Genomic DNA, 12078 nt, shown 5'->3' on the forward strand with positions numbered 1-12078 from the left:
AGCGGAGCTGCACCGAGGCCCAGTCGGTCACTGCCATTGACCGAGGAGCAAAACCAATCCTCCTGGCTTTCTTCTGTCACCGGTCGATTCTCCCGCGATCGTGGGCCAGCTCATCACTCCGGGCGAGCAGGGGTTCGTCCTCGACCAGCAGAACACGCACGACGCGCCCCCTCCGGACTGTTGCTTGATGTCCAGTAGAGCAGAAGTGTTGCGCGCGATGCTTCTCAGCGTCCCCACAGCCGTCGGCGGCCAACCTGATTGCGTGGCCAAAATTGGAGCCGCTCGGTATGAGGCGACGGGGGCGATCGCCGCCGCCGCCAAGGCGACATCGCTGGCCGTGGTCATCTTCGTTGCCGCCGTTTGCCCTGATCGGGTGCGATCGCCGCAACGCTTTGGCCCCACCGCCGCGGTGCGCGTCACCGGGCTGCTCACCGCAGTAGCGGCGTTAGCGTTCACTCCATCGGGCGCCACAACGGCGACTGTCGGTGACGGTCCAGTCGGCGGAGCGCTCGCATGAGCGGGGTGGGAGCGGTGATCAATAGCCCGCAAACCGTGATCTACATGTTCGGGCTGCTTGGTCTGCTTGCTGTGGTTTTCATCGAAACCGGGTTGTTGGTCGGCTTTTTCCTGCCCGGCGATTCGCTGCTTTTCACCGCCGGTGTCCTGGCCGCGCAGAACTATCCCGTCGTTCCGCTGTGGATGCTGCTGCTTACAGTCCCGGTCGCGGCCGTCGCCGGTGATCAGTGCGGTTTCCTGATCGGCGCGAAGGCGGGACCCGCGGTGTTCGACCGGCCTGGCGCCACCCGCTTAGGACCCGAGCGGCTAGCCCGCGCGCGGGCGTTCTTCAGCGCCCGCGGCGCATCAGCTGTGGTGTGGGCCCGATTTGTTCCCGTCGCTCGCACACTGGTACCGGCCATCGCCGGCGCCTCCCGGATGCCCTATCGCACGTTCTTTGCCTACAACGTGCTCGGCGCGCTGGCGTGGGGCGTCGGGGTGCCGACGCTGGGTTACCTGCTCGGCGAGAACGCGTTGGTGACAGCCCACATTGAGGTGGTCCTTGTCGGGGTCGCCGTCGTCTCGGTGCTGCCGCTGCTGCTCGGCTACACCCGTACCCGGCTGGCGCCGGCGACGGACCGGCCATGACAGCCATACCACCGGCAGGCGCAAGTCCACCCGACCTGACCGCGGAAGGAAACCGGCACAGTGCACACGCCTTTCCGCAACGACCCGTGCATTTCCTCGCTCCTGATGCTGCACCACGAAAGGCTGTTCAGCTATGACCCATTTGTCCACTCAATCCGGCTCTACTGTTTGCGATCACGATCAACACAGCCCGCAGGGGCAGCAGCGTCCGGGTCATGCCGGCAAAGAAATGACCGGTCGCCAGCTCAGCACCGCCACGAACAATAAGCCGGAACCGCAGGGACTCACGCCGAACGATGCTGCCCAGCAGCTGGTCGCGGGCGCCGCCCAAGTGTTGACCAGACCCCGCTTCCGCGGCTGGATCCACGTGTACGCCGCCGTAGCCGCCGTTTTCGCAGGTGCCTCTCTGGTTGCAGTCTCGTGGGCAGCGGTATCCACTGAGGCCGGGCTGGCCACGCTGGCCTATAGTGCGGCCACGGTGGCAATGTTTGCCGTCAGCGCCACCTACCACCGCGTGAAGTGGAAATCCGCGATCGCCCGCATGTGGATGAGGCGGCTGGATCATTCGATGATCTTCGTGTTCATCGCCGGCAGCTACACACCGTTCGCGCTGCTGGCCCTTCCGCCTCATGCCGAGCGCGTGGTGTTGTCGATCGTATGGGGCGGTGCGGCGGTGGGGACCTTACTGAATTTGTGCTGGCCGTCGGCGCCGCGCTGGGTAGGCGTGCCGCTGTATTTGCTGCTGGGGTGGGTGGCGGTCTGGTACACCGGGACGATCCTGCACAACGCCGGGGTGACCGCAATGGTGCTATTGTTCGTTGGCGGCGCTTTGTACAGCATTGGCGCCATCCTCTACGCCTCTAAGTGGCCCGACCCATGGCCGTCGACATTCGGCTATCACGAATTCTTCCACGCCTGCACCGCCATCGCAGCGCTCTGCCACTACACCGCCATGTGGTTCGTGGTCTTCTAGACTGTCGACTGTCACGGGGCGTAGGAAGTGTGAGTCATATGGGCTTCGCCGAAGGCCGCGTAACAGATCATGGATCTGTTACTTGATCGGAAGGACTGGTCACCGACACCGAAGTTCAGGACGGCAGCAATCATGGCTCCCTGCATCAGGAGAAGCCAGACTTCGAACTTCCCGCCGGCGTGTCGCGGGCGCGGTTAAAGACATCAATGCATTGCCGCCCTGTATGGCGCTTCGCCGGCGTCGACGAGATGTGTCAAGGTTGCTTTAGGACGCTGATCACCGGTGTTGCCGTGGCGGTACCTCACGGTTCGCAGCACTGGACGGCGAGTTATGAGGCCGGCACTACACCGTGCCCCTGCGCCCGGCGAGGAAGGGTCGATGAAGTTTTCGGCATGGCGCCCGCTCCGAGGGACGACAGTAGCCTGGCTTAACCCGATGCACGCGAGCGTCCGGCTACGCTCAACACTAGCGGCCGCATTGGTGATGACGGTATGTTTCGCCATCGCCGGCGGGGTCCTATCGCTGGTTCTGTACCGGTCGTTGCAGTCCAGCGCCCAGCACGCGGCGGCGGCGCGCGCAGACGAGATCAGCGAACGATTGCGCACGCATACCCCCCGGGACCTCGATCCGCCGCTATTGGCAACCGACAGCCAGATCGGTGTGGTCCAAGTCGTCGACGACACCAGAAGGGTGCTAGCCGCGTCAACCGGGGCCCCCCAATCGCCGCTAACTATCGCGACTTTGAACGCCGGGCAGGCGCGCAACGTGGGCCGCGCGAAAGACCCTCAGGAAGGCTATGACTATTGGCTGTTTGCCCGTACGACCGCCACCCCCCGCGGGACCGTCACCATCCTGGTCGGCGCTGACCAAGAACGGGTCGAATCCGTGGTGAAAAAGGTGGCGGCACTGCTGGCGATCGGCTCTCCAGCCATCGTGGCCTTGGTCATGGTAGGCACCTACCGGCTGGTGGGCGCCGCGTTAGGGCCGGTGGAAGCGATCCGTGCCCGGGTGGCGTCGATCTCGAGCACCGACCTCGCCAAACGTGTGCCGGTACCGCCCACCCGTGACGAAATCGCCCAGCTCGCCATTACGATGAACGCAATGCTTGCCCGGCTGGAGCGCGGCCGGCTCGCCCAGCTTCGACTCGTCGGCGACGCCTCCCATGAGTTGCGCAGCCCCCTCGCCACCATCACGACCGCGCTCGAGATGGCAATGGTGCGGCCCGGACTGCTGGACAACGAGCTCATGGGCCAAGCCCTACTGCCCGAAGCCCGCCGTATGCAGCAACTGGTCGAAGACCTACTACTGCTGGCCCGCTCGGACGAAGATGCGCTGGACCTGCGTCAGGACGACGTCGACCTCGACGACCTGCTGTCGGCCGAAGCGAGCCGGCTCCGAGCCGTCGGATCAGTGGACATTGTCACCCACATCGAGGCGTGCCGCACCGTAGGCGACCGCGCCGCGCTGGCGCGGCTCATCCGAAACCTTATCGACAACGCAGCGCGCCACGCTGCCAGTACGGTCGTCTTGGGTTGCCACCACGACGCAACGCACGCCGTCATCACGATCGCCGATGACGGGCCCGGTATCCCGGCGGGTGAGCGGACCCGAATCTTCGAACGGTTCGTTCGCCTCGACCCAACCCGCACCCGGTCCTCGGGCGGATCAGGTTTGGGCCTGTCCATAGTGGCAGCAGTCGTCCGTTCCCATCACGGCGCCGTCACAGTTCGCGACGCGGCCAAAGGTGGTGCGACGTTTACCGTGACATTGCCGACGGCCCAGCATATTGGGCCGCGACTATCAGGGATCGGTGACCAGCCGGTAACCGGCGCCACGGACCGTCTCAATGGTCGCTAGCCCGAACGGAGCATCGACCTTGCGACGCAAATAGCCGATGTAGACCTCGACGACGTTGTCGTCGCCCTCATAGTTCGAATCCCACACCGACCGCAAAATTTCTGCCTTGCTAACCACATCTCCCTTGTGGCGCAACAGGAATTCCAGTAGCGCGAACTCGCGCGGAGTCAGATTCAGCACCGTGTGGCCACGGGTCACCCGTCGCCGAGCCGGATCCAATGCTAAGGTCCCTGCCGTTAACACGGTGGGCCGTTCAGGGGCGCCACGGCGCATCAAAGCCCGCAGACGTGCCACCAGAACCACGAACGAGAACGGCTTCGTCAGGTAGTCATCAGCGCCTATGTCGAACGCGTCGGCCAAGTCGTATTCGCCGTCCTTAGCCGACAGCATCAATACCGGTGTCCACACCCTACGGGTTCGCATTTCCCGCAGTATCTGATAGCCACTGAGCCCGGGCAGCATTATGTCAAGCACTACCACGTCGAATTCTCTGCTCGAGGCGGCCGCCAACCCGTCCAGGCCGTCGTGCTCGACATCGACGACGAATCCCTCGGCAACCAGCCCGCGACGCACCGTCTCGGCGAGCAGGGGTTCGTCCTCGACCAGCAGAACACGCACGACGCGCCCCCTCCGGACTGTTGCTTGATGTCCAGTAGAGCAGAAGTGTTGCGCGCGATGCTTCTCAGCGTCCCCACAGCCGTCGGCGGCCAACCTGATTGCGTGGCCAAAATTGGAGCCGCTCGGTATGAGGCGACGGGGGCGATCGCCGCCGCCGCCAAGGCGACATCGCTGGCCGTGGTCATCTTCGTTGCCGCCGTTTGCCCTGATCGGGTGCGATCGCCGCAACGCTTTGGCCCCACCGCCGCGGTGCGCGTCACCGGGCTGCTCACCGCAGTAGCGGCGTTAGCGTTCACTCCATCGGGCGCCACAACGGCGACTGTCGGTGACGGTCCAGTCGGCGGAGCGCTCGCATGAGCGGGGTGGGAGCGGTGATCAATAGCCCGCAAACCGTGATCTACATGTTCGGGCTGCTTGGTCTGCTTGCTGTGGTTTTCATCGAAACCGGGTTGTTGGTCGGCTTTTTCCTGCCCGGCGATTCGCTGCTTTTCACCGCCGGTGTCCTGGCCGCGCAGAACTATCCCGTCGTTCCGCTGTGGATGCTGCTGCTTACAGTCCCGGTCGCGGCCGTCGCCGGTGATCAGTGCGGTTTCCTGATCGGCGCGAAGGCGGGACCCGCGGTGTTCGACCGGCCTGGCGCCACCCGCTTAGGACCCGAGCGGCTAGCCCGCGCGCGGGCGTTCTTCAGCGCCCGCGGCGCATCAGCTGTGGTGTGGGCCCGATTTGTTCCCGTCGCTCGCACACTGGTACCGGCCATCGCCGGCGCCTCCCGGATGCCCTATCGCACGTTCTTTGCCTACAACGTGCTCGGCGCGCTGGCGTGGGGCGTCGGGGTGCCGACGCTGGGTTACCTGCTCGGCGAGAACGCGTTGGTGACAGCCCACATTGAGGTGGTCCTTGTCGGGGTCGCCGTCGTCTCGGTGCTGCCGCTGCTGCTCGGCTACACCCGTACCCGGCTGGCGCCGGCGACGGACCGGCCATGACAGCCATACCACCGGCAGGCGCAAGTCCACCCGACCTGACCGCGGAAGGAAACCAGCAGGATCACCGCCCGCGAGGACCAAGTTCCTGGCCGGGCGGCAGGAACGCTACGCCGATGTTCGGGTGCGTCGTGTGGTTGTGCTGGAGTAACTCCTTTCGCCATCTACCTCAGGGAGCTGAGTCGGCGGGGATGGTCGTCGTCGTTCCAGGGCCAGCGCGGATTCGCCGAAATGTTGCTCAAGTCGGTAAGCCACGGACTGGTACTTGCTGCCCGCATGCCCGTCATCGTCGCGCGGCAGCGCTTAACGCAGCCAAACAGCTCGCAATCATTGCCGCCACCATTAATGCACGCCCAGCACCCCAAGGGTGGAGGGGTTCGTCCGGTTACCCGGGCACTTGTGAAGGAGTTGGGCGCCAGAGGCGGTGCAGCCGAAGGGCTTTGAAGGTGGGGATCTTGACGTAGTCAGCCACGAGTGCTGCAGCGGAGAGTGTCGCGATCATGATCGCGGCCACGACCGCGGGCAGCGGCGACATGAGGGTGCCGGTCAACACCAGGGCGAGCGCGACGACGACGTTGGCCGCGGTGGCGGCCAGCAGCCAGTTGCTGGGGCGGCTGGTCCAGGCGTGTTCGCGGGTACGCACCAGGTAGATGGTGGCCTGGTTGCTGGCGATGAGCGTGAAGAAGATCAGGCTGCGCAGCTGGCCCAGGTCCAGGTGCGGCCACAGGTTACGGGCCCACCACAGTAATCCGACAGAGGCGCTCAGCAGGGGGACGGCGATCACGCACGCGCCGGTCACTATGTGGCCGACATCCCAGCGATCCGGCCGCCGAGCGTAGTCGGCGCGGTCAGTGGTGATAGCCATGCTCACGACGTCGTTGCCCAGCAAAAGCAACGCCATCAGCAGCGGGGTGAAAACAAACTGGTGCCAGGCGAACAGCCCGAAGCTCAGAACAAGCGGAACCTCCAGCTTCTTGACGCTGACGTTGAGCGCATAGGTCAGCGAGCGCTGATGGATGCGACGGCTCTCCTTCACCAGGTCGATGATGTCGATGAGTCCCTCGCGGGTGAGCACGATCCCTGCGGCGGATTTGGCGACATCTGTGGCGCCGGCCACCGCGATACCGACATCGGCTTGGCGCAGGGCTGGCGCGTCATTGACCCCATCGCCCGTCATGCCAACGGTGTGGCCAGCGTCCTGCAGCCGCTTGACCAGTCGGTACTTGTCCTCGGGAAGCACCTCGGCGATCACCGCTACGCCAAGCGCACTTGTCTCGGCATCGCGCAGCCCATCGGCCCGCGCCGTCGGCCCGGTGATGCCGACCTCGGCGGCGACGGCTGCGGCCGTGGCCGCGCTGTCGCCGCTGACCATCACCACCGTGATCCCGAGCTCGGCAAGCTGCTCGATCAAGGCCGCCGCGTCCGGGCGTGGCGGGTCGGCCAGAGCGACCAGTCCGAGCTGACGCCAGCAGTTCGTGTTGTCAGTGACCGCCACCGCCAACACACGCGCCCCACCGGCGGCCAGCCGCTCGACCTGCGGGTCGACCGGTTGGCCGGCGAGTTCGGCGATGACCTGGGGTGCCCCTTTGGCGACCCGCACCGTCTGGGAATCAACGTGCAGGGTGGCTTCGGAGCGCTTGCTGGCCGGGTCGAAGGGCACGAACCCGATTCGGGCATGGTGGTGTAGGCCCCGTTCGGTGGCCGCGCGCAGGATGGCCAAATCGATCGGATCCTGGGTGGCCTCATCGGACGCGCCAGCGGCCAGGCGCAGGACATCGGCTTCCGAGACGCCGGACTGGGCGGACACGGCCGCGACGGCCAGCCGGTTGTAGGTGATGGTGCCGGTCTTGTCCACACACAGCAGATCCATCTCGGCGCCGTCGGCAACGCTGGCCAGCCGCGCGGTCAGGATTCCTCGCCCGGCCAGATGCCGCGCGCCCAGCGCCCCGGCCAGCGCGAACGCCGCCGGCAAAGCCACCGGCACCGACGCCAACAGCAACACCACCGCAAACGACACGATGTCCTCGGCTGTCGCGCCGGCGGTGGCTAGATAGAACGTGCCGGCGATCGCCAGCAACACGTCAATGACGATGAACACCCGCACCATACGCAGCACCACTACGGCCAGGTGATCAGCCGCCTCGGCGCCGCCAACCAGCTCCGCGGTGCGCCCGAAATAGGTGCGCACACCGGTCGCTGTCACCGTCCCCGTCGCCTCGCCGCGCGCGATGATCGACCCCGCGAACACCGTGTCATCGCGGCCGCGGTCCAACGGCACCGACTCGCCGGTCAGGGTCGACTGATCGACCAGCACATCGCCCGAGCCGACGCGAAGATCGGCGGGCGCCAGATCACCGACACGCACATGCACCATGTCACCGTCGACCAGCTCGGCCGCCGGGACCTGCTGCCAGGCGCCGTCGCGACAGACCCGGGCGTTGATCGCCAGCCGGTGTCGAAGCAATTCCAGCGCCGCCGCGGCCCGCTGCTGCTGCACAAAGCCCAGACCGGCGTTGAATACCAGCACCACACCCACGATCGCGGCATCCAGCCACTTGCCCAGCACCAACTCCAAGGCGATCGTGGCCTCAAGCATCCACGGCACCGGCGCCCACAACCCGGCCGCTATGCGCGCCAGCACGCTGGGTCGCTGCTCGGGCACTGTGTTCGGACCGCGCTCGGCCAGCAACGCCCGAGCCTGGGCCGACGTCAATCCGACGGGGCCCACATGCGGCTGGAAGGCAGACACAATACCGGCGCTGTCGCCATGGTTGTCATCCACGACAACCACCCCGTCCAGATAGCGTCACATGACCGATGGTGCGCCTAGACAGCCGGCCCGTCACAGTGCCGATAGTCATCGGATCCGCCGCTCGGTGCCCCCGGCGTTACTCAGCGAATCTCGACGGGGCCTGGCGACACGGGGTGCTGGCGCCCGCCCTCGTCGGCGCCAGCGGGCCCGAAATTCCAACGCATTCACACCGGAGTCGCCGTACCAGGCGTTCATCGTGGGCCTGCTTGTCGCAACAGCCGCAGCGCTGCTGGTGTCCTTCTGGCGGGACTGGATGCGCATTCTGGCTGGGTTCGTCTCCTCGCTGCGGTACCGCCGAATCCAGACCTCCGGCCAACGGCCGGCCTGGTTAATCGTGCTCGAGACCATCCCGTCGGTGTTGCGGGGCTGGCCGTGGAACGCCTGTTCCGCACTACCCTGAGCAGGCCAATCCCGGCGGCGGTGTTCCTGATCCTCAACACCGCCGCCTTTTGCGCGGGCGAGGCGCTGCGCCGCCGAGCCGCTCCCGTGACTGTTCCGCGCACGGCGGCCCCGTCGCTGGCCGATGACGAACCGGCACAAACCGGTGAGGCCATCGATACTAAGCCTGCCCAATTCCCTCGGCCGCGGATGCTGATCGGCTGCGTCCAAATCCTGGCGCTGCTGTCCGGCATCAGCTCGCTCCGGCATCACCATCGTGGCCGCGCTGTGGCGAGGCTTATCCCATGAAGAGGCCTATCCCATGAATACGCCGCATGCTTTTCCTTCCTGTTCGCCGTGCACCTTGAAGATCTGCTCCATCAGTTCCTCTGTCAAATCACCGGATTCGTAGGTATGGAAGTGGACACCGACGATGCAACGGGAGTAGATGTCGATCATCATGTAAGCGTCGAAGTAGGTGCCTTTCGCCGCGCCCGCGAGTTTGGTGATGTCCTACGAATACACTTGCCGCGGCGCGGTCGCGACCAGTTCCGGACACACCTTGGCCGGGTGCCGCGCCAGCCGCGGCGTTCGGCGACCAGGGTGTTCTGTTCCAACACCCGGTACATCGTTGACAGCGAACACAGGTAGACGCCCTCCTCGAGCAGTTGAGGGTAGATATGCAACGGCGCGAGATCGACGAACCGGTCGCTGGTGAGCACCTCAAGGACACGGCGCCGTTCCAGATCGGTGAGTTTGTTGGCCGGCTCGACCGCAGGCTCAGTGCAGACTGCGGGTGTGAGCGCCGTGGCGGCGTTGCGCCGCCGAGTCGCGGTCGAGCCTACCAGCCCGGTCAATGTCGCTGCCTGCCTTGTCGATACACCATGTGGTAGCAGTGCGCCGAGTTGGCTGGTGGGTGTGGGTCAGGCGATGGCCCAGCCTGCGGGGTGTGGGTGCAGGCCCAGGGTGACGAGCCGGGCCGGGTCCGAGCGCGCCGGCTGGGTGAGGATGTCGGTCAGGATGCTTTGTTGGCCGCGGCAGCGAGCCTTGCGCCCACCCCAGGGGCGGCAGGTGAAATGGCTGATCCTGCGTTCCACGATCGGCCGATACGTGCGGTAGTCGGCTTGCCAGTGCGGATCGCGTTGGCGGGTCTTGGCATGCTGCAGTGCGGCTTCGCGGGCATGGATGGATGATCACGCGCCCACTGCGGGCCTGGTGCATTCGGTGCGCAGCGGGGGCAGGTTGCACAGAGCGCACCGAAGCGGGCCAACTGTTGACGCCGACCGGTGTGGATGGCCACGGCGTGCTGCGCTAGGCACGTCACGGTGTTGGCGGTCAAGTCGATTCCGAACTGGTCCTTGGAATAGCCGTTGGCGTTGCGCACTCCGGCAACCTTGGCGCGCATGTCAAGGCCGCGGCCGGTCTGCTCATTAAGGGTGGCCCCATCGGCGTAAGCCGAATCACCATACATGTCAGAGCCTTTCGACTCTGACCTGTGACCTGCGTGGTCGGTGATCGCGGCATCGGTGTCGGTATCGGAGGCACCACTTGCGGTGTCGGTGAAGGGGTTGTCGAGGAGCTCGTCGATGACCTCACGGTCGGCGGCGTTGGCCGGGGTGAGAGCCACCGCGGTAATCAGCTCATCTTCGGGGTCGATACTCAGATGGGACTTGCAGCCATCGAAGGTCCGCGCCCGCGATTTATGCCCATGGCTGTTCGTGGCAAGCTTCGGTATCGACAGTGGAAATCATCCGGTCTTTGGCTGCCCGCCGAGCAATACGAAACAGCCCATCCTCGCCGGTCTCGACGTCTCGGCCGGCCACCAGCGCCAGCAACTCGACCGCCTCACCGAGCGCCCTCGCCAGCTCGCGGCCATCGGCGGCATCCAGGGCGGCTTCGGCGTCGCGGACCAACGCATCCACCAACGCCGACGGGCTTTGGGGTCACCCAATCACACGGTGGTGTGCCCAGGCTGGCTTAGTCATCATCATGGGTCACGGCGCTACGCACTGCCTTGGCCAGCTCCGGATGTCGCACGCCTCCCGATCCGACAGTCCCTCATAGGTCCTGCAACAGCATCACCATAGCGATCACCCGCGCCGGCACCGTCGGACGGCCCAGCGCCGAACGCTTGAACAGATCAGCGAAAAACTCATCGCCGAACAACGCCCCAGGCATGCTCACCCAACAACCGATAGATACCGCCCGCCGGCAACTGATCACCCACCGGCAGCATCACATCATCGAACCGGCCCTGCCGATTTTCCCGCCCCAACGCCACACACCGATTAATCCAGGCACACCCACGCCAAATCCGCTCAGCCACGCCGAAACCCAGGCCCGAAAATTAGCACCGTCCTAGATCGGTGCAGACTGGGCGGCGTCTACGCCGTCGGCTGCCGACCGTTTGTGTGGCTTTCAGTGGGTCGACGATCATCACCACGCTTATTTACGCATACGGGGACGGGGTATATGCTCTATGGTGTGCAAGCACGCTACCTAGCACAACAGCTCCGCTTAGCGCATGCGGTGAGGATGCGATGCATCTCGCTACGTGAGTTGGACGCAGATCGCCCAGTCACTGATCGCAGACACCGTGACTTGTATCGGCGTTGGACAGTCGCGGCTGCGATGTGGCGTTGCCCTGAGGGGTGCAAACCGGTGGCCCCTCTCCGGGCCCTTAGGAGTGCTCAGCGCGTCCATACTCATGGGAGTTATCGGCGAACACGTACTGGTGCTCCCTGGCCGCAACGGCGAGGGACTGACGGGCGCTCGGATGTGGGTGATGTACCTGCATCGCAACCAACGAACCGCAGGCGGAGGACTTCCGCCCTACCGCGAAACTCGCCCGTGTGGTCCGATTCAGATTAGTCGCCAACACGCTCGAAGGAGAGAATTAATGACAGTCCGTCTGTGAGACATGAGCCGCGTTCACTGTTGTAAAGTTCTCGTTGTTCTTCGCTTCGTCTCTCCCGTTCGCCGGCTTGGTCCAACGTTCGAGACAGGGCGCTCGACAGTGAATCGGTGCCATTTAAGTTCAGGTGCCCGCAGTAGTTGCACACGGGGTGTCGACGCGATCGTCACCAGGTACGTGAGGCTACGTGCAGGCCGATTCGCCCAACTGGGGCATTGCCCCCGCTAACGGCCATTCTGAACTGCCCTGTTATGTAGCCACGTCGAGCGCGCCACGAATTGAGCGCTCATTCTGGAAAGGCGCATCCGCCTAAAATGGTCGGCACGCCGCACAACTCTGTGGAAAGCCACATCAAATCGTCTCCGAGAGCCACTACCAGATGGCCGAAATAGAATGGAAAACC

At 65.0% G+C, this 12078-nt stretch carries 9 protein-coding genes and 2 pseudogenes; 7 read left to right on the forward strand and 4 right to left on the reverse strand.

Annotated elements, in window-relative coordinates:
• Positions 1–262 precede the first annotated feature (262 nt).
• The 4 genes from ACX9NE_RS16785 to ACX9NE_RS16800 all read left to right on the forward strand — a co-directional run bounded on the left by ACX9NE_RS16785 (position 263) and on the right by ACX9NE_RS16800 (position 3973).
• On the forward strand, positions 263–517 hold the full coding sequence (locus tag ACX9NE_RS16785; protein WP_459362358.1) for a hypothetical protein: 255 nt from the start codon (positions 263–265) through the stop codon (positions 515–517).
• The gene (locus ACX9NE_RS16790) at positions 514–1143 is read left to right on the forward strand and encodes a DedA family protein (protein WP_459362357.1); all 630 of its coding nucleotides are present in this window, start codon (positions 514–516) and stop codon (positions 1141–1143) included. The genes ACX9NE_RS16785 and ACX9NE_RS16790 overlap by 4 nt, the downstream gene beginning before the upstream one ends.
• Positions 1144–1372: 229 nt before the next feature.
• Complete coding sequence (trhA, locus tag ACX9NE_RS16795; protein ID WP_459362361.1) at positions 1373–2116, forward strand: PAQR family membrane homeostasis protein TrhA; 744 nt, start codon at positions 1373–1375, stop codon at positions 2114–2116.
• 483 nt (positions 2117–2599) lie between these two features.
• Positions 2600–3973: an ATP-binding protein gene (locus tag ACX9NE_RS16800; protein ID WP_459362360.1), complete on the forward strand. Its 1374-nt coding sequence runs from the start codon at positions 2600–2602 to the stop codon at positions 3971–3973.
• On the opposite strand, the gene ACX9NE_RS16805 is transcribed toward ACX9NE_RS16800, so the two are convergent.
• Entirely contained in the window at positions 3917–4591 is a 675-nt protein-coding gene (locus tag ACX9NE_RS16805; protein WP_459362359.1) for a response regulator transcription factor, read from the reverse strand. The genes ACX9NE_RS16800 and ACX9NE_RS16805 overlap by 57 nt on opposite strands.
• 102 nt (positions 4592–4693) lie before the next feature.
• Here ACX9NE_RS16805 and ACX9NE_RS16810 point away from each other — a divergent pair, with 102 nt between their 5' ends.
• Positions 4694–4948 (forward strand): hypothetical protein, encoded by a 255-nt coding sequence (locus ACX9NE_RS16810; protein WP_459362358.1) that lies wholly within the window; start codon positions 4694–4696, stop codon positions 4946–4948.
• Entirely contained in the window at positions 4945–5574 is a 630-nt protein-coding gene (locus ACX9NE_RS16815) for a DedA family protein (protein ID WP_459362357.1), read from the forward strand. Before ACX9NE_RS16810 ends, ACX9NE_RS16815 begins: the two co-directional genes overlap by 4 nt.
• Before the next feature lie 382 nt (positions 5575–5956).
• Here the strand turns inward: ACX9NE_RS16815 and ACX9NE_RS16820 are convergent, their stop codons facing one another.
• Entirely contained in the window at positions 5957–8353 is a 2397-nt protein-coding gene (locus ACX9NE_RS16820; protein ID WP_459362356.1) for a plasma-membrane proton-efflux P-type ATPase, read from the reverse strand.
• A gap of 137 nt (positions 8354–8490) precedes the next feature.
• On the opposite strand from ACX9NE_RS16820, the pseudogene ACX9NE_RS16825 reads away from it, so the two are divergent.
• Positions 8491–9077: pseudogene (locus ACX9NE_RS16825) on the forward strand (undecaprenyl-diphosphate phosphatase); the annotation flags it as partial.
• Here ACX9NE_RS16825 and ACX9NE_RS16830 read toward each other — a convergent pair.
• Positions 9077–9220, reverse strand: coding sequence for a hypothetical protein (locus tag ACX9NE_RS16830; protein ID WP_459362506.1), 144 nt, complete (start codon positions 9218–9220; stop codon positions 9077–9079). The pseudogene ACX9NE_RS16825 and the gene ACX9NE_RS16830 sit on opposite strands and share 1 nt — an antisense overlap.
• Before the next feature lie 464 nt (positions 9221–9684).
• Positions 9685–11042: pseudogene (locus ACX9NE_RS16835) on the reverse strand (transposase).
• Between the last annotated feature and the right edge of the window lie 1036 nt (positions 11043–12078).

The organism is Mycobacterium sp. ML4, assembly GCF_054515735.1.

Coding starts and splice junctions, on each gene's coding strand:
- ACX9NE_RS16790 (WP_459362357.1), top strand. CDS start 514: ATGAGCGGGGTGGGAGCGGTGATCAATAGCCCGCAAACCGTGATCTAC.
- trhA (WP_459362361.1), top strand. CDS start 1,373: ATGACCGGTCGCCAGCTCAGCACCGCCACGAACAATAAGCCGGAACCG.
- ACX9NE_RS16800 (WP_459362360.1), top strand. CDS start 2,600: ATGACGGTATGTTTCGCCATCGCCGGCGGGGTCCTATCGCTGGTTCTG.
- ACX9NE_RS16815 (WP_459362357.1), top strand. CDS start 4,945: ATGAGCGGGGTGGGAGCGGTGATCAATAGCCCGCAAACCGTGATCTAC.
- ACX9NE_RS16830 (WP_459362506.1), bottom strand. CDS start 9,220: ATGATCGACATCTACTCCCGTTGCATCGTCGGTGTCCACTTCCATACC.